Raw genomic sequence first — 17880 nt, 5'->3', positions numbered from 1 at the left:
ATCATGACCGTCACCATCTACCACAACCCCGACTGCGGCACGTCCCGCAACACGCTGGCGATGATCCGCAATGCCGGGATCGAACCGACCGTAATCGAATATCTCAACAACCCGCCAAGCCGGGATAAGCTCAAGACGATGATCGCGGATGCAGGGCTCACCGTCCGCGAGGCAATCCGCGAAAAGGGTACGCCCTTCGACGAACTCGGCCTTGGCGACCCGGCGCTCAGCGACGACCAGCTTCTGGATGCCATGCTGGAGCATCCCATCCTCATCAACCGGCCCTTCGTCATCACGCCGATCGGCACGCGGCTGTGCCGTCCGTCCGAGGTGGTACTCGACATCCTGCCGGAGACGCACAAGGGCGCCTTTGCCAAGGAAGACGGCGAGCAGGTACTCGATGAAAAGGGCAACCGTCTTGTCTGACCTGCCCGCAGCCAGTCTCGAACACCTGCGACAGCCGGATCCGGATGCATTGCGTGTGTCCTTCTCCAGCCACCCGCCGCGCATTCTGGTCCTCTACGGCTCGCTCCGGACCGTATCCTACAGCCGATTGCTTGCCGAGGAGGCAGGCCGTCTGCTGACGCATTTCGGGGCGGAGGTGAGGTTTTTCAATCCGGAGGGCCTGCCTTTGCCCGACGCGACGCCGGCGAGCCATCCGAAGGTGCAGGAACTGCGCGAACTGTCGTTGTGGTCGGAAGGCCAGGTCTGGGTGAGCCCGGAACGGCATGGCGCCATGAGCGGCATCATGAAGGCGCAGATCGACTGGATACCGCTGTCGGTCGGGTCGGTGCGCCCGACGCAGGGCCGAACGCTGGCGGTCATGCAGGTGTCCGGCGGCTCGCAGAGCTTCAACGCCGTCAACCAGATGCGCATTCTCGGCCGCTGGATGCGGATGATCACCATCCCCAACCAGTCGTCCGTCGCCAAGGCCTATCAGGAATTCGACACGGACGGCCGGATGAAACCGTCCTCCTACTACGACCGCGTGGTCGACGTGACGGAGGAACTGGTGAAGTTCACGTTGCTGACCCGCGACATCTCGGGCTACCTCACCGACCGCTACAGCGAGCGCAAGGAAGAGGCTGAAAAACTCGAGCAGCGTGTCGGCCTAAAGCGCATATGAGCATCGGCATGCCCACACCGCGTAACCGCGCCTTCCTGGTTTTCGGCCTTGGGCTGACGCAGATCATCGGCTATGGAACGCTCTACTACAGCTTCAGCATTCTGGCGCCGGACATGGCAGCGGATTTCGGCTGGCCCGTGGAAGCCGTCTTCGGCATCTTCTCCGCCTCTCTATTGGCCGGCGGGCTCGTCGCGCCGCGTGTCGGTCGCTGGATGGATCGCTATGGCGCGAGCCGGGTCATGACGATCGGTTCGGCTGCTGCCGCCGTCATCCTGATCATCTGCGCCTCCGCCTTCAATGCCGCAACCTATGTCGCCGGTATCGTGGCGATCGAAATCGTCTCGGCGCTCGTGCTTTATAACGCCGCGTTTGCAACGCTGGTGCAGATCATTCCCGGCAACGCCCAGCGCAGCATTACGCATCTGACGCTGATCGCCGGCTTCGCCTCGACCATCTTCTGGCCGGTCACGGTCGAACTGCACCACTATCTTTCCTGGCGCGAGGTCTACCTCATCTTCGCCGCTCTCAACCTGGCCGTCTGCCTGCCGGTGCACCTCTGGATCACCCGGATGTCTCGGTTGACAGCCAGCACCAATCCGGCAAGCAAGCTTGCCGGTATCGAGGCGACGGGCGGCATCGTGCTTGCGGAGCATCGCCGCCGTGCCTTCCTGCTGACGGCAACCGGCTTTGCGCTGCAGGGTTTCGCGCTCGCCGCGCTGCTGTTCCATATGGTGCCCCTGCTCGGGGCCGTCGGGCTTGGCGCAAGCGCCGTTCTCGTGGGAACACTCTTCGGTCCGGCACAAGTGCTCAGCCGGTTTACAAACATGCTTCTGGGGCGGAACATTTCGCCGCTGGTCCTGGCGATCCTATCGGCGGCGTTCATCGTTTGCGGTGCGTCGGTGCTGATCGTTTCAGGCGACTGGATCGCCGGGGCGATCCTGTTTGCCTTGCTGGTTGGCCTCGGCTCCGGCCTTGCCAGCATCGTGCAGGGTTCGCTGCCGCTTTTCCTCTTCGGCCCTTCGGGCTACGGCGAGATGCTGGGAAAGCTGGCCGCCGTGCGGCTGGCGGTTTCGGCGGCGGCACCCTTCGCCTTTGCCGTGCTTATCGAACAGGGCGGCGCCCGGGTGGCGCTGTCGGCGGTCGTCGTTCTGGGGATCGGTGCCATTGTCGCCTTCACGGCGATCGGCCGCTGGCCGCGGCATGCGGACCCCCGCTGACGCAAGCGCCGGCGGGCCCCGTCATCGTCAAAATCACTTCGGGAATTCAAGCCCCATCTCACGGAAGCGCTCGGGATCGTCGCCCCAGTTTTCGCGCACCTTGACGAATAGGAACAGGTGCACCGGCTGTTCGAGGATTTCCGACAGTTCCTTGCGGGACGCCATCGAGATCGCCTTGATCGCATCGCCGTTTTTGCCGAGCGCAATCTTCTTCTGGCTGTCGCGCTCGACATAGATGACCTGCTCGATGCGGACCGAACCATCCTTGCGCTCTTCCCACTTCTCCGTCTCGACATGCGACGAATAAGGCAGTTCCTGGTGCAGGCGCAGGAACAGCTTTTCACGAGTGATTTCGGCGGCGAGCTGGCGCATCGGGAGGTCGGAAATCTGGTCTTCCGGATAATACCACGGACCTTCCGGCAGCTTCATGGCGAGATAGTCAAGCACGTCGTCGCAGCCGGAGCCTGTAAGCGCCGAGATCATGAAGGTGCGCTCGAAATCGACGAATTCGTTGGCGGCGGTCGCAAGATTCAACAGGTCTTCGCGCTCGACCTGGTCGATCTTGTTGAGAACCAGCATCTTCGGCTGTTCGACATGCTTCAAACCCTCGAGAATGGTCTCCGCATCCCCCTTCAGTCCACGTTCGCTGTCGATCAGCATCATAATGGCGTCTGCATCCTTGGCACCGCCCCACGCGGTCGTGACCATGGCGCGATCGAGACGCCGGCGCGGCTTGAAGATGCCGGGGGTGTCCATGAACACGATCTGCGCATTGTTGTGGATGGCGATGCCGCGCACGATGGCGCGGGTCGTCTGCACCTTGTGGCTGACGATCGACACCTTGGCGCCGACCAGCTTGTTGACCAGCGTCGACTTGCCGGCATTGGTGGCGCCGATCAGGGCGACGAAACCGGACCGGGTCGGCCCCTTGTCGGCGACTGTGGCATCGATTGCTGCTGCGTTTGCGTCTGTTTCGCTCATAATGTCCGTACTATCCGATTGGGCGACCGGCACCACCAAGGCGCGCGAGATCGCATTGTTTTTCAAAAAGATTGCCTGATCTTTCAGGAGGGATTTCGCCTCCGGACAGATCAGGCCGTCGTCGCTTTTTTCCAGACGCCTTCGCGCTCCAGAATTTTCGTGGCGGCCACCTGCTCGGCGGCGCGCTTGGACCGGTCTATGCCCGTTTCCGGGGCAACGCCGGGGATTTCGACCGTCACCGTGAAGCGTGGATCATGATCCGGACCCGAGCGGTCGTCTATGCGGTAGTTCGGGGTCACGCCGAACTTGGCGTGCGCCCATTCCTGCAATTCAGTCTTGGCGTCGCGCCGCGCGCCATCCACCCGCGTCGCCCGCGCTGCCCAGTGACGCTGGATGAAACCGCGCGCCGCTTCCAGCCCGCCGTCGAGATAGATCGCGGCAATCAGCGACTCTACCACATCGGCCCGCACATTGAGCATGGATTTTCCGGTGAGTTTCTTGACGTCGGCGCCAGTGCGGATGAACAGATGCAGCGACAGTTCATCGGCCACCAGCGCGCAGGTCTCGGCGCTGACCAGCTGGTTCAGGCGAACCGAAAGCTCGCCCTCGTCGGCATCCTTGAAGGTCTGGAAAAGCAGTTCGGCGACGCAGAGCCCGAGTACGCGGTCGCCCAGGAACTCCAGCCGCTCATAGTTCGAGCCCTTGGCGTTGCGGGCGCTGGCATGGGTCAGCGCCCGGTCGAGCCGTTCCTTCTGGACAAAGCTGTAACCGATCGCGGTCTCGAACCGCTGCCGGTCCTCCGTGTTCAGCGAACGGCCCTTGCTCATTCGACGCTCTTGAAGAGGCGGTCGTAACGCAGGTTGGTCGGCCATTTCCAGATTTCGCGGAACGACGTGTCTTTGCCGAGCGAGAAGAAGATCATCGAGGCGCGGCCGACGAGGTTCTGAGCGGGCACAAAACCGACGTCGAAGCGGCTGTCGGCCGAATTGTCGCGATTGTCGCCCATCATGAAGTAATGGCCTTCGGGAACGATGAATTCCCGGGTGTTGTCGCCGCGCGAATCCGGAAACTGGTCGAGCGTGTCGAAATTGACGCCGTTGTCCAGCGTCTCGCGGTAGACCGGCACGTCGGCGCCGGTGTCATATTGATCGTCGGCCCGGAAGACGCCATCCGGCACGCGCTCGACGGCCTTGTCGTTGACGTAGAGGATACTGTCGCGGACCTGCACCTTGTCGCCGGGCAGACCGATCAGCCGCTTGATGTAGTCGATGTCCGGATTCGGCGGGAAGCGGAACACCACGACATCGCCCCGCTTGGGTTCGCTGGCAAAAATTCGGCCGCTGAACAGGTCCGGCGAAAATGGCAGGGAGTATTTCGAGTAACCGTAGGCGAACTTGTTCACGAAGATGTAGTCGCCGACCAAAAGCGTCGGCATCATCGAGCCGGACGGGATGGTGAAGGGCTGGAAGAACACGGTGCGGATCACCACGGCCAGAAGAAGCGCCTGAATGATGACCTTGACGTTTTCCCATAGGCCGCCGCTCTGCTTCTTTTCAATGTTTTCTGCCACGCCACTTGTTCCTTGATCTGGTGACCGTGCGTACTGTCAAAGTATCGAACGGATATATTGCTTGCGGTTCCGTATCCTGCCGGAGCATCCGATCGGAGGCTGCCTGACGCATATCCACGCGGCGCCGTCTTTTCAAATGAACTTGAGCCCGCTTTTGCGGTCCGCTTCATCCGGACATGCTCTAAACGCTTCCTCAATCGGGGGCAACGGGGAGCGCTTCAATTATGACGAAGGCCTGCGCCAGGGGGAAATCGTCGGTGATGGTCAGGTGAATGACGCCGCGATGGCCGGCCGGCAGCATTTCCGCGAGCCGTTCCGCAGCGCCCCCGGTCAACTGCATCGTCGGCTTGCCGCCCGGCAGGTTGACGACGCCCATGTCCTTCCAGAAGACGCCCTGCGCCAATCCGGTGCCGAGAGCCTTGGAACAGGCTTCCTTGGCGGCAAACCGCTTGGCATAGGATTCGGCGCGGTTCTTGCGGCCTTCCGATTTGCGGATTTCGATGTCGGTGAAACAGCGCTGGCTGAAGCGCTCGCCAAAACGTTCGAGCGAACTTTCGATGCGCCTGATGTCGATCAAATCACTGCCGATGCCTATAATCATCGAAACGAAAAAACCTTAATGAAGAGTTCTAGCCGGCCGACAAGAGCAAACAGTCCGCCGCCTGCCAAGTTAAAAATTCGACAGAAATCAAAGCTCATCCGCCCATCCGACCGTGCGCGTCCGCATCTTGCTCTGGCGGCGGACATGTCGGCGCGACTGGAACAGCCTGGCGGCATAGAAAGCCGCCACATAGAAAACAACGGCGCTGGTGCCGGCAAGCGGCACCGAGCCGATCAGCATCGGCTTCAGCACCGGTTCCCACAGATGGGAGAACTCAAGATGCCCCAGCATGTGGAGAATGTCCTGGCCGGCCAATGCACTGCTCCCTCCCGTCCCAAGGATGACGAGGCCGACCTCGTACGTCGCCGCCAGAATGAAGGGTATCGTCAGGGGATTGGCGAGCGCCGTCGATATGCCGGCCGCGATCAGGTTTCCCGACAGCATATAGGCAAGAGCGAGCGCGATGAGGATATGAAAACCGACAAACGGAGTTGCCGAGGAGGCGGCACCGGCAGCAACGCCGATCGCTATCGAATGCGGCGACGACGACAGCCTCAGCACACGCATCGACAGATAACGAAGCCCGCGCGAAAAGCCCTTTCGCGGCCAGAGGAACTCACGGAGCTTTCCCGACCAGGTCGCCGGCTTCTTGCGTCTGAACAACATAATGCTCTGATAGACGATGCGGATATGGCTGTTCAATGGCGAAGGCGCGAAAATCGGCATTTCCGGTACAGGAAGCGCAATTATGCCGCATATCGGGCAATCATGCCCGGCCACTCAATCGACCCTGCGCCTCATGCGCAGAGAACAAATCCGTCATGCGCCATTTGCATAGGTCCCGGCAGCCTGTCGAGACAGGCAGCCGGACAACGGCATGGCTTAGAACGAATTCCGGAACAGGCCGCGGTCGATCTGACGCTGACGATATTCCAGGTCAATGCGGTCGAGCGAACCATTGAGATAGTTCAGTTCGCGCTCTTCAGCGGACGGTACGCGCAAGGCGCGGGTGATTTTCTTCAGTTGCTTAAACATGGTAAACCTCTTTCGTTTACCTCCCGACGCTGAAGATAGTTGACACAGCGCTTATTCACCAGAGCTACAAAGAGGCGGCAGCCATGCGCGAGATGCATGGCCTGCACTTTTTCGCCCCAGAACATGCACAATCGAAGTGCAATTGCTGCCGGGCTATGCGGAAATGCAGCCAATCATGGCCGAATATAGACATAGCCTTCGGTCTGCAGCCGCGCGATGCGAACGACCCCGCCCTCGTCTGCACGGACAAAACCGGGAAGCAGATCGGCAATTTCGACCTTCTGCGCGGCCATCGTGTTGCCGCAGGCGGCCATGTGCACTCCTTCGCCGCTGATGTGCGACACCTGCGCGCTCATCCTGGGGTCGGCTTTCCGCTTGTGAAACAGCGTGAGTGCCGGGCCATGCACCACCAGCACGATGTCCACGGCCTGCGGCCCGCCCATGCCGTCTATATGGTTGCGGATGTTGCCGAGTACAAACATGACTTTTTCGGTGTCCGCCAGATGGTAGACGACCTTCTGTTTTTCCAGGGCCGGAGACGTCGCCGCGGTGGCCGTCCGCGCGGCAAAAAGAGCGCCCAGCGATGCGGTCAGCGCATGAGCGAACATCGCACGTCGTTTGATCGTCATGACACCCTTCCTTGCATTCTAATGCGCAGCCCTCAGAGCCGCCCTGGTTTCCTCATCGGTCGCAAGCGGCAGGCAGGCCGAGAGGTCGGTCCGGTCGAGACGGAAGATCTTGTCGTCCGATCCGAACTTGGCGCCATCGGGCAGTTCGCTCAGTTCTTCCTCGTTATCGTCGTCGCTGACCCGCGCGCCGTTCGGAATATCCAGAAGAATGGAATTGCGGTCCTTGATCCGTACGCCGATCGTGCCGCCGTCGCAATCGATGCCGCAATTCAACGCCTGTTTCCCGTCCGTGCCGGCCGAGCATCCGCCATAGGTGCTGTAGGGTTGTTTCAACTGGCGGAAATTGACCGACATGCCCAGCACATACTGACGGCCGGCCCCCTCCTCGTCCTCATGGCTATCGACGAAGACCATCATATCGCGGACGTTCTGATCGGGATGGCTGGCCAGATGTGCCTTGGTGTATTTGCGGGCATAGCAGGCATAGGCCTTTTCCTTGCCGACATCCCGTCCAAATAGCTGAAGATTGGCATCCGCCGCCGCGGCAAAGCCTACAGGCAGGACCATGATACATCCGAAAGCCAGTGCTCGCAGCATTGCATGCATCGCATCCTCCATCAGAAAGCGCTGTAGTGTCCCACGAAGCACAAGGGGGAACAACCGGTCTTTAAGTGGACGCGAAAGGAGCCTGGCTTATTCGCAGGCGAGAATGTGACGCCGCCAACACAGCATCACTCGAAGACGCGCTTCACAGTGGACACGCTCGGCAGCTCGCGGATCTGGGTGATCAGGTGATTGAGCTGGCGAAGATCCCAGACCTCCAGATCAAGCTGGAATTCGCTGAAATCGGCGGCCACCTGCCCCATCGAGAGGGTGCGGATATTGATGTCGCTGGTGGCGATCGCCTGGGCGATCTCGGCCAGCGTGCCGGGCTCATTGAGCGCGTTGATCTGGATACGCGCCATGAAGCGGGTGTTGTTTGCCTCATCGAGATCCCAGCGTATATCGATCCAGCGCTCCGATTCCTCGTCGAACTTCTGCAGGCTCGGAGACTGGATCGGGTAGATGGTGATACCCTTGTCCTTCTCCATGATGCCGACGATGCGATCACCCGGTACGGCACCGGACGCGCTGAAATGCACCTCGGCATTGCCAGACAGCCCGCGGATCGGCAGCGCTTCCGGCCCCTCGCCTTCCAGAACATCGAACATGTCCTTCGGACGGCCCGGCAGCTTGAACACCATGCCGGCGGCGCTGCGCATGTTGAACCAGCCCTCGTCCTGCGGCTTGACCGTAACGCGCTCGTCCTGATGATCGGGAAAGACAGCCCTGAGCACATCGAGCGACGAAAGCTCGCCGCGGCCGACGGCGGCGATGGCGTCTTCGATTTCCTTTTGTCCGAGACGATGCAGGACAGGCTTCATCGCCTCGCGGGTAAACGCCTTGCCCGCCCGCTCGAACGTGCGCTCGAGGATGCGGTAGCCAAGGCCGGAATATTGTTTTCTGACGGCTGCGCGCGTTGCACGACGGATGGCAGCGCGGGCCTTGCCGGTGACGACGATCTCTTCCCAGGCGGGGGGCGGAACCTGGATGCCGGAGCGGACGATCTCGACTTCATCGCCATTGTTGAGCCTTGTCACCAGCGGCATGATACGGCCGTTGATCTTGGCGCCGACGCAGGTGTCGCCGATATTGGTGTGCACGGCATAGGCAAAGTCGATCGGCGTCGCACCGCGCGGCAGTGCGATGAGCTGCCCCTTCGGTGTGAAACAGAAGACCTGGTCCTGGAACAGTTCGAGCTTGGTGTGCTCAAGGAATTCTTCCGGATTGTCGCCTTCGGCCAGCGACTCGATCGTCCGGCGCAGCCAGGAATAAGCGTTGGACTTCGGCGACAGCTTGACCTCGCCCACCGGCTCGGCGCTGTCCTTGTAGAGCGTATGCGCGGCAATGCCGTATTCGGCGATCTCGTGCATCAGCCGCGTGCGGATCTGCAATTCGATGCGTTGGCGCGACGGGCCGACGATCGTCGTGTGGATCGACTGGTAATCGTTCTGCTTCGGCGTCGAGATATAATCCTTGAACCGACCGGGAACGACGCGCCAGCGCGTATGGACAATCCCGAGCGCGCGGTAGCAATCCGGAATATCGGCGACGACGATGCGAAAGCCCCAGACATCGGACAGCTGTTCGAAGGACAGCGACTTCGACTGCATCTTCTTGAAGACCGAATAGGGCTTTTTCTGCCGCCCCTTGACGAGAGTGCCCGTCAGGCCCCTGGCCTGGAGGAGTTCACCCAGTTCGTCCTCGATCTTCTTGATCAGCCCTTCGTTGCGGGTAGAAAGCTCTTCGAGGCGTTTGGTGACGGTCTCGAAAGCTTCTGAATTGATATGGCGGAAAGCGAGGTTTTCAAGCTCCTCGCGCATGTCCTGCATGCCCATGCGGCCGGCAAGCGGCGCATAGATATCCATCGTTTCTTCGGAAATGCGGGCGCGCTTTTCCGCCGACATATGGTCGAGCGTGCGCATGTTGTGCAGCCGGTCGGCGAGCTTGACGAGAAGCACCCGCACATCATCGGAAATGGCCAGCAACAGCTTACGGAGGTTTTCGGCCTGCTTGGCCTTCTTGGTGACCAGATCGAGCTTCTTGATCTTGGTCAGGCCTTCGACCAGCGCGCCGATGTCCTCGCCAAAAAGATCGTCGATTTCGGCGCGCGTCGCCGTCGTATCCTCGATCGTGTCGTGCAGCAGCGCCACGGCGATGGTCGATTCATCGAGATGCATCTCAGTGAGGATGGCAGCAACCTCAAGGGGATGGGAGATATAGGGATCGCCGCTTGCCCGCTTCTGCTGGCCATGCTTCTGCATGGCGTAAACGTAAGCCTTGTTCAAAAGAGCTTCGTTGACATCGGGCTTGTATTTCTGAACGCGCTCAACGAGCTCGTATTGGCGCATCATCCGCTAAGGGCTCCAGGAGATATCCGGAAAAGAAAAAGTGCGCCAATCATAGGAGTGGCGCACTGCTTTGCAAATACCGATGTCACGCGAATTCTGAACGAAAACGCGGCATTGCATCGAAGCGTCGCATCCAGCCGTGTGCCGGACGCAGCCTTGGCTCAATAGTCGTCGCTTTTTTCCGGCGGAACCAGGCCTTCGATGCCGGCCAGCAGTTCTTCTTCCGACATGCGGTCGAAGGTCACGACTTCCGGCTGATCGTCGTCTTCGCCCGACTGGTCGGCGAAAACCGTTGCGGCATCGCCGCTGATCATCGACGCCGGATCGGGCTCGGGCTCGTCGACTTCGACATGCTTCTGCAGCGAATGGATCAGGTCTTCCTTGAGGTCGCCCGGCGACAGCGTCTCGTCGGCGATTTCGCGAAGAGCCACGACCGGGTTCTTGTCGTTGTCGCGATCGATGGTGATGGCGGCGCCCTGCGAGATCAGGCGGGCACGATGGCTTGCGAGAAGCACAAGCTCGAAACGGTTATCGACTTTGTCGATGCAATCTTCAACGGTGACGCGGGCCATTGCCTGTCCTTTGGATCTCAAGAGCGCAGCTTCAATCGCGGATGCCATAAGACGAGCGGTCGCTGCGCTGATTAACAACACCGGAACCCGTCCAGCCGTCGGCTTGACGGTATGCGCGGCTCCGATTTCAGGAATTAACCTGCCCGATACAATCAAAACCACATAAATTCAAGTTTTTCCTGCATTGCAAAAAAAGATATCCGGTCAATCCTAAGCCGGGTGATGGCGGCGATTAAAAAAAGAGCCACCGCAACCGTTGGAAATCGATAGGCTTTGACATCCGCGGAAATGATGATTGAATGCCGCCAAACCCTGTTGCCGCTCTGGGGAGAGAGAACACTGGCACGGAGAGGATGCACCAAAGCTGTCGGAAAAAATCCAGAAATAAAGGTAGATATTTCTTATTTTCGGCAAAATAATGTGAGAAATAGCTATTTCAACGGGAATTCCCTTACATTAAAGCGAATGCTGGCTTAGAAAGCCTCAATACGATGAAATCTTGGTGTATTCGAATTATTCTATCGCTGACGACGTTATTGCTCGGTCAGGTTGAAAAAATCAAAAACATTGAGACAAAAAAAAGGAAATACGATGTTCGACCCACGCGAAAAAATCGCGCTCTTTATCGACGGGGCCAACCTCTATGCCGCGTCGAAAAGCCTTGGTTTCGACATTGACTATCGCAAGCTGCTCAAGGCTTTCCAGAAGCGTGGCTACCTTCTTCGCGCCTACTATTATACGGCGCTGATCGAGGACCAGGAATATTCGTCCATCCGGCCGCTGATCGACTGGCTAGACTATAACGGTTACAAGGTCGTGACAAAGCCTGCGAAAGAGTTCACCGATTCGCTGGGACGGCGGAAGATCAAGGGCAATATGGACATCGAACTGGCCATCGACGCGATGGAGCAGTCCGAAACGGTCGATCATCTGGTGATCTTTTCCGGCGACGGAGACTTCACCACGCTGGTGGAAGCGCTGCAGCGCAAGGGCCGCAAGGTCTCGGTCGTCTCCACCATGTCGACCCAGCCGCCGATGATCGCCGACGACCTGCGCCGGCAGGCCGATCACTTCATCGAACTGGTCAGCCTGAAGGCCGAAGTCGGCCGCGACCCTTCCGAACGCCCCGTGCGCGTGACAGAACCGGTCAACGACGAATTCCACGACTGAACATGAAAAAGGACCGGCCGGGTTTCGGCTGGTCCTTTTTGGCATCATTCCGACTGCCCCGCGTCACCCGCGTCAGTGGTGATCCTTCATAATCCTGCTCTTCTGCCTGTTCCAGTCGCGCTCCTTCTCGGTCTCGCGTTTGTCGTGCAGCTTCTTGCCCTTTCCAAGCGCCAGCTCAAGCTTCGCCCTGCCCTGATCGTTGAAATAGATCTTCAGCGGAATAAGCGTCATGCCGTCACGGTTGATCGCGCTTTGCAACCGACCGGCCTCGCGCTTCGACAGCAATAACTTGCGGCGGCGGCGCGGCTCGTGGTTGAAGCGGTTGGCCTGCAGATATTCCGGCAGATAGGAATTGATCAGCCACATCTCGCCGCCCTCGTCGGTGGCGTAGGATTCGGCGATATTGGCCTTGCCTTCGCGCAGCGACTTGACCTCGGTGCCGGTCAGAACCAGACCGGCCTCGTAGGTGTCGATGATCTCGTAATTGAAGCGGGCCTTCCGGTTCTCCGCGACAATCTTGTTGACCACACGCTGGCTGCCTTTGGGTGCCATCAGTTCATCAGCCCCGCATGGCGCAAGGCTGCGTCAATGGCAGCCTCCGTTGCCGGCTCGAGTGTGGACAGCAACGGCGAACGCACGGTCCTGCTCATCTGGCGCAGGCGGTTGAGTGCATATTTGGCGCCGCAGAGGCCGGGCTCCATGAAGATCGCCTTGTGCAGCGGCATCAGCTTGTCCTGATAGTCGAGCGCCTTGGCGTAGTCGCCGGCAAGCGTCGCCTGCTGGAATTCGGCGCAAAGCCGCGGCGCCACGTTGGCAGTCACGGAAATGCAACCGACGCCGCCATGGGCGTTGAAGCCGAGCGCCGTCGCATCCTCGCCCGAAAGCTGGACGAAGCCGGCACCGCAGGCCATGCGCTGTTCCGAGACGCGTTCGATCTTGCCGGTCGCATCCTTGACGCCCATGATCGACGGATAGGCCTTGTGCAGGGCGGCCATCGTCTCGACGCTCATATCCACGACCGAGCGGCCGGGGATGTTGTAGATGACGATCGGCAGCTTCACGCTCTCGGCAATCGCCGCGTAGTGCGCAAAAAGGCCCTTCTGGGTGGGCTTGTTGTAATAGGGCGTCACGACCAGAACGGCTTCGGCGCCAGCCTTCTCGGCATGCTGCGCCAGCTCGACCGCTTCTGTCGTGTTGTTGGACCCGGCGCCTGCGATGACGGGAACCCGCTTTGCCGCCGTCTCGATGCACAGCTCAACGACGCGTTTGTGCTCGGCATGCGACAGCGTCGGCGATTCGCCGGTGGTGCCGACCGGCACCAGGCCGTGGCTACCTTCGCTGATCTGCCATTCGACATGCGCGGCAAAACTGTCCGTATCCACCGCTCCGGAAGCGGTGAACGGGGTGACGAGAGCGGGAATGGATCCCTTGAACATGCACGACTCCTGACGGCGCCCGGGAAGCTAGAAACCAACCCACGCTTTGGCCGCATTTCATGGTTAGAAAACTGGCGCACCATAATCATGTGAGGTGCCTGCGGCAAGCACTCTATCGCGCCATTCATCGCCGGTTTCCGTCTATTCCTCCGGCATCAGCGGCGTTTTTATGCATTGCAGGGCGAAACCACCGCCAGCGGGGTTGCGCCGATATTTATGGGATTGAATGGAAACGGGTAACCTTTCGTTAGCAATTGCATCGCCAAATGAGAGACTGGCACGGGGAAGCGTGGGGTTCTTGATGCGCGGATATCAGTCTCGCCGGATGGTTGCGATGCTCAGTGCATCGGCAATCCTGTTTTCGGCGTTTGCCGCTTGCGCGCAAGACGCCCAGGTTCCGCTGCCGCGGTTCAAGCCGCAGGTTCTGGCAAAAGCCGGAAGATCGCCTTCCCCCGAAGTCACCGGTTCTATCGTTTCTGCGACCGCGGTCGTGCCGATCAATTCGGACCTCAAGACCGGACTGGATGCGCTTTCCAACAGGGATGCCGGGAAGGCGATGGCGGTGCGCGACACCATGGCCAAAGGGACGCTCGACCGCCATATTCTCACCTGGGCCATTGCCGTTTCCGGACAGAAGGGCGTGCCCTCCTACGAGATCGCCAACGCCCAGCAGGAGTTGAAGGGCTGGCCGGGGCTTGGCGCGCTGCGCGCCAATTCCGAACGCGCCCTCTATCGCGAAAATCCGGCGACCTCCGACGTTCTGTCGGCTTTCGGAACCACGCGACCGGAAACGCCCGAAGGCACAATTGTCCTTGCCCGCGCGTTCCAGGCCAATGGCGACAAGACCTCCGCAGCAAAATTGTTGCGCGCGCTCTGGTCGAAAGACGCGCTCGACAAGGAGACCGAGACCAAGATCCTGGAAGAATTTCCGAGCCTTCTGACTGCCGCCGACCACAAGCATCGCATGGAAATGCTGCTTTATCGCGGCCGCCTCGACCAGGCTGCCCGCTTCAGCGATCTCGGCAAGGCACAATCGCTCTATCGGGCCTGGGTCGCGGTCGCCAAGAAGGCAGACAATGCAGCGGCGCTGATCGCCGCCGTCGATCCCTCCTGGCAGAGCGAACCGGCCTACCTGTTCATCCGCGTCGAATATCTGCGCAAGCAGGAAAAATACGAAGAGGCCGCCGCGCTGCTCGCCAACCTGTCGAAGGACAAGGACAGACTCGTCAACCCCGGAGAATGGTGGGTCGAGCAACGGATCATCAGCCGGGGCCTGCTGGATCAGGGCAAGTTCAAGACCGCCTACGCGATTGCCGCGAACCATGCAGCAAGCGACCCGGCCGACATAGTCGATGCGGAATTTCATGCGGGCTGGTATGCCTTGCGCGGGCTCAAGGATGCGCCGACGGCATTGCAGCACTTTCAGCGCATCCTGAAAACATCCAACAGGCCGCTCTCGGTTTCGCGCGCCTGGTACTGGATGGGCCGCGCCGCCGAGGCCGGCGCTCCCGGCAATGCGAACGAGTATTTTGCCAAGGCGGCGACCCTTCCCGGCACGTTCTACGGTCAGCTTGCGGCGGCCCGGCTTGGCCGTACCGGGCTGAATGTCACCTATCCCTCGCCGACGGCCGACGATCGCACGCGGTTCGAAAACCGCGAAGCAGTCCGCGCCATTGCGCGTCTGGAAGACGCCGGGCATGGCTGGCGGGCGGACAGCCTCTACCGCGCACTCGCCGAGGAACTGACAAGCCCCGGAGAGCTTGCCATGCTTTCCGCGCGCGCCGAGAAAACCGGCGGCCACCAGCTGTCGCTGCAGATCGGCAAGCTTGCCTTCGGCCGTGGCATCGATGTCGCGGCCCTCGCCTTCCCGATCGGCGTCATTCCGGCAAGCGCCAATATCAGCGGCTCCGGAAAGGCGCTGGCCTACGCGATCGCCCGCCAGGAAAGCGCTTTCAATCCCGCCGCCATCTCGCCTGCCAATGCGCGCGGGCTGCTGCAGATTCTTCCCGGAACCGCGAAAGGTGTGGCGGACCGCCACGGCCTTGCCTATTCCAAGGAGCGGCTGACGACCGATACCGCCTATAATGCAACGCTCGGCGCGCATTATCTCGGTGAACAGATCGACGATTTCGGCGGTTCCTATATCCTGACCTTCATCGCCTACAATGCCGGCCCCCGCCGCGTGCCGGACTGGATCAACCGATATGGCGACCCGCGCGGCAAATCGATCGACGATGTGGTCGACTGGATCGAGCGCATTCCCTTCGCCGAGACCCGCAACTACGTGCAGCGGGTGATGGAGAACTATCAGGTCTACAAGTCCCGGCTTGGACAGACGGCCGATATCGTTCATGATCTGCGCATCGGTCGCTGACGCCAAGTCACGCCCGCAAACCAGCGGACGAGATTGCTTTTAGCCACAAAATCCCGCCGCCCTCTTTCCGCATCGTCGCGATTCGCTATGGTTCTCCAGCTTTGAGCGAAGGGAGACATCGTGACGAACACCATCGGGACCAGCTTCGAGGAGCGTTATTTCTCGGCCGGCGACGGGTTGCAGCTTTATGCCCGCGACTATGGTCATGACGACCCGCGAACGCAGCAATCGCTGCCGGTCGTCTGCCTGCCGGGCCTCAGCCGCAACAGCCGCGACTTTCATCTTTTGGCAATGCAACTGTCCACCCACCGCGAAAAACCGCGCCGCGTCGTCGCGCTCGACTATCGAGGGCGTGGTTTTTCGGCTTGGGATCCCGACAAAAGCCACTATCAGCTGCCGGTTGAAGCCGAAGACGTGCTGACGGCATGTGCCGTTCTGGATATTTCGCAGGCAATTTTCATCGGCACATCCCGCGGCGGCCTGATCCTGCATCTTCTGGCTGCCATGCGCCCGGCACTCTTGCACGGCGTTGTGCTCAACGATATCGGGCCGGTTATCGAAGTCGCCGGCCTGCTGCTGATCCGCCAGTATCTGGAGGCGCAGGAGGTGCTGCATTCCTGGGAAGAAGCAATCGCAAACCTGCAAAGGGTGCACGGCGCGGCCTTCCCTACTCTCGATCAGGCCGACTGGAGAGATATGGCGGAGGCGATCTTCCGGGAAAAAGACGGCGTGATCATCGCGGATTTCGATCCCGCCCTGATCGAACCACTCAGGAGCGTCGAGCCGAACACAGCGGTGCCGGATCTCTGGGCGCTTTATGAAGGCTTGAAAGCGGTGCCTTTGATGGCGGTCCGGGGAGAAAACTCCACCATCCTCTCAGAAAAGACATTCGCCGAGATGGCGCAGCGACATCCCGGCATGTCAGCGGTGACGGCGCAAGGCCAGGGGCACGCCCCATTGCTGCATCGCCCTGAACTGGCGGTCGAAATCAGGGCATTTATCGACGGGATTTCATAACAACGCTTCGCCGCTACGGCGGGCGTCATGCGGAGAAACCACTCAACCATCCAACCAAAGAAAAAGCCCGGTCTTTCGACCGGGCTTTCCATCACTGACATGAAGCCAGAGATTAGAAGTCGCGCTGCAGACGGAGGAAACCAGTGGTCTGGTCGTCAGCATTGTCAACGTCCTGGTACTGAACAGTAGCAAGAGCCTTGAGGCCGTCCGTGATCTGGTAGCCAGCCGTCAGGCCAACGCGCCAAGCATCAACACCGTTGATGAAGGCGAAATCGCCGAAGTACTGAGCAGCCGGGGTGATCGTCAGCTTGTCGGTTGCCTTGAACTCGTACGATGCTGCAACGGTCCACTCGGATTCGTTGTAGTAAACGTTCGGGTCAGTTGCATAAACACCAGCAAGGTTGAAGGTGCCGGCGCCGAGTTCAGCAGACAGGATCGCGCGGATCGCGCCTTCTTCGAGCTCTGTGTCATAACCACCGAGCAGGGTGACAGTTACGCCACCGACCGAGCCGGAGATCATGCCAGCTACGCCAACGCCGTTGTCCTTGGTGGTGAGACCTTCGATTTCGTCAACCGAAAGACCAGCCTTGAACGCGCCGCCATCGTAGGTGTACGAGATCGAGTTGAACAGGGTGTTGGTAGCAAGCGCGTCGGTTTCGCCAGCGATGCCATCGTCCCACCAGCTGTAGTAGTAACCGAACTTGAAGCCGGCGATCGCGAACGAAGCCGTGTCAAGGAAGGTCGAGCCGCTTGCGCCAGCCAGGTCAGCGTTGGTCTGCAGAACGATCGTGCTTTCGAGCGTGCCGAGTTCCGTGTCGTTCTTGGCGTCGAACTGCAGCTGACCGCGGGTAAAGGTATCCCAGTCAGACGTGCCGCCAACATCACGACCGAAGTTGGTCTGGAAACGGACGTAGCCGCCGATCTTCAGGCAGGTTTCCGTGCCCGGGATGTAGAAGTAGCCAGTGCCGAAAGCGTCGCAAACGCGAACGTATTCCATTGGTTCCGGCTCAGCAGCTACGATTGCGTCAGCTGCCTGGGCGCCGGATACTGCTGCGAGAGCTGCAGCGGAGCCGAGAAGAAGGCTCTTAATGTTCATTTCTGACCTCCAGTCAGAAATACCTCACCAAGCGCTATTGGCCTCCCCTTCACAACCCCGACCAGTTTCGGGAAGGCCAACAGCTAATCAGCTTCTGTGGCTATT

The 17880-nt window shown here is 60.1% G+C and carries 19 protein-coding genes; 6 read left to right on the top strand and 13 right to left on the bottom strand.

All coding sequences use genetic code 11. From position 1 onward, the window contains the following. Nucleotides 1-3: 3 nt before the first annotated feature. The 3 genes from arsC to arsK are packed head-to-tail and all read left to right on the top strand — an operon-like array spanning nt 4 to nt 2343. A complete protein-coding gene (gene arsC, locus J2Z75_RS20610; protein ID WP_209854669.1) occupies nt 4-426 on the top strand; it encodes an arsenate reductase (glutaredoxin) in 423 nt (140 codons plus the stop codon). Further along, nucleotides 401-1126, top strand: coding sequence for an arsenical resistance protein ArsH (gene arsH, locus J2Z75_RS20605; RefSeq protein ID WP_209854668.1), 726 nt, complete (start codon nt 401-403; stop codon nt 1124-1126). The genes arsC and arsH overlap by 26 nt, the downstream gene beginning before the upstream one ends. Further along, nucleotides 1123-2343, top strand: coding sequence for an arsenite efflux MFS transporter ArsK (gene arsK, locus J2Z75_RS20600; RefSeq protein WP_407692794.1), 1221 nt, complete (start codon nt 1123-1125; stop codon nt 2341-2343). The genes arsH and arsK overlap by 4 nt, the downstream gene beginning before the upstream one ends. 33 nt (nt 2344-2376) lie before the next feature. Here the strand turns inward: arsK and era are convergent, their stop codons facing one another. The 10 genes from era to rpoZ all read right to left on the bottom strand — a co-directional run bounded on the left by era (nt 2377) and on the right by rpoZ (nt 10682). Further along, on the bottom strand, nt 2377-3324 hold the full coding sequence (gene era, locus J2Z75_RS20595) for a GTPase Era (protein WP_209854666.1): 948 nt from the start codon (nt 3322-3324) through the stop codon (nt 2377-2379). 110 nt (nt 3325-3434) lie between these two features. Next, nucleotides 3435-4151, bottom strand: coding sequence for a ribonuclease III (rnc, locus tag J2Z75_RS20590; protein WP_209854665.1), 717 nt, complete (start codon nt 4149-4151; stop codon nt 3435-3437). Further along, complete coding sequence (gene lepB / locus J2Z75_RS20585; protein ID WP_209854664.1) at nt 4148-4894, bottom strand: signal peptidase I; 747 nt, start codon at nt 4892-4894, stop codon at nt 4148-4150. Before lepB ends, rnc begins: the two co-directional genes overlap by 4 nt. 193 nt (nt 4895-5087) lie before the next feature. After that, entirely contained in the window at nt 5088-5495 is a 408-nt protein-coding gene (gene acpS, locus J2Z75_RS20580; protein ID WP_209854663.1) for a holo-ACP synthase, read from the bottom strand. Between the two features lie 87 nt (nt 5496-5582). Next, entirely contained in the window at nt 5583-6161 is a 579-nt protein-coding gene (locus J2Z75_RS20575; protein ID WP_209854662.1) for a DUF2062 domain-containing protein, read from the bottom strand. A 216-nt stretch (nt 6162-6377) separates the two neighbouring features. After that, nucleotides 6378-6530 carry a DUF3563 family protein gene (locus tag J2Z75_RS20570; RefSeq protein ID WP_081929856.1) on the bottom strand — a complete coding sequence of 51 codons (153 nt, stop codon included), beginning with the start codon at nt 6528-6530 and terminating at the stop codon, nt 6378-6380. Nucleotides 6531-6703: 173 nt separating this feature from the next. Next, nucleotides 6704-7153: a DsrE family protein gene (locus J2Z75_RS20565; protein WP_407692799.1), complete on the bottom strand. Its 450-nt coding sequence runs from the start codon at nt 7151-7153 to the stop codon at nt 6704-6706. A 24-nt stretch (nt 7154-7177) separates the two neighbouring features. Further along, the gene (locus tag J2Z75_RS20560) at nt 7178-7726 is read right to left on the bottom strand and encodes a hypothetical protein (RefSeq protein ID WP_209854660.1); all 549 of its coding nucleotides are present in this window, start codon (nt 7724-7726) and stop codon (nt 7178-7180) included. A gap of 164 nt (nt 7727-7890) precedes the next feature. Further along, complete coding sequence (locus J2Z75_RS20555; protein WP_209854659.1) at nt 7891-10113, bottom strand: RelA/SpoT family protein; 2223 nt, start codon at nt 10111-10113, stop codon at nt 7891-7893. A 158-nt stretch (nt 10114-10271) separates the two neighbouring features. Beyond that, on the bottom strand, nt 10272-10682 hold the full coding sequence (gene rpoZ / locus J2Z75_RS20550) for a DNA-directed RNA polymerase subunit omega (RefSeq protein WP_209854658.1): 411 nt from the start codon (nt 10680-10682) through the stop codon (nt 10272-10274). A gap of 591 nt (nt 10683-11273) precedes the next feature. On the opposite strand from rpoZ, the gene J2Z75_RS20545 reads away from it, so the two are divergent. Then, complete coding sequence (locus J2Z75_RS20545; RefSeq protein ID WP_113313563.1) at nt 11274-11852, top strand: LabA-like NYN domain-containing protein; 579 nt, start codon at nt 11274-11276, stop codon at nt 11850-11852. Between the two features lie 72 nt (nt 11853-11924). On the opposite strand, the gene smpB is transcribed toward J2Z75_RS20545, so the two are convergent. Both smpB and dapA read right to left on the bottom strand, forming a co-directional pair. After that, nucleotides 11925-12404 carry an SsrA-binding protein SmpB gene (gene smpB / locus J2Z75_RS20540; RefSeq protein WP_209854657.1) on the bottom strand — a complete coding sequence of 160 codons (480 nt, stop codon included), beginning with the start codon at nt 12402-12404 and terminating at the stop codon, nt 11925-11927. Then, nucleotides 12404-13288, bottom strand: a complete 885-nt coding sequence (gene dapA, locus J2Z75_RS20535; RefSeq protein ID WP_209854656.1) for a 4-hydroxy-tetrahydrodipicolinate synthase — start codon at nt 13286-13288, stop codon at nt 12404-12406. The genes smpB and dapA overlap by 1 nt, the downstream gene beginning before the upstream one ends. Nucleotides 13289-13613: 325 nt before the next feature. Here dapA and J2Z75_RS20530 point away from each other — a divergent pair, with 325 nt between their 5' ends. Both J2Z75_RS20530 and J2Z75_RS20525 read left to right on the top strand, forming a co-directional pair. After that, nucleotides 13614-15662 (top strand): lytic transglycosylase domain-containing protein, encoded by a 2049-nt coding sequence (locus tag J2Z75_RS20530; protein WP_407692798.1) that lies wholly within the window; start codon nt 13614-13616, stop codon nt 15660-15662. A 120-nt stretch (nt 15663-15782) separates the two neighbouring features. Further along, the gene (locus J2Z75_RS20525) at nt 15783-16679 is read left to right on the top strand and encodes an alpha/beta fold hydrolase (protein ID WP_209854654.1); all 897 of its coding nucleotides are present in this window, start codon (nt 15783-15785) and stop codon (nt 16677-16679) included. Between the two features lie 112 nt (nt 16680-16791). Here the strand turns inward: J2Z75_RS20525 and J2Z75_RS20520 are convergent, their stop codons facing one another. Further along, complete coding sequence (locus tag J2Z75_RS20520; RefSeq protein ID WP_209854653.1) at nt 16792-17775, bottom strand: porin; 984 nt, start codon at nt 17773-17775, stop codon at nt 16792-16794. Nucleotides 17776-17880: the final 105 nt, after the last annotated feature.

Origin of the sequence: Rhizobium herbae, from assembly GCF_017873135.1 — a bacterium.
Classification (GTDB): domain Bacteria; phylum Pseudomonadota; class Alphaproteobacteria; order Rhizobiales; family Rhizobiaceae; genus Pararhizobium; species Pararhizobium herbae.
This window is presented reverse-complemented; position numbering and strand designations above follow the sequence as displayed.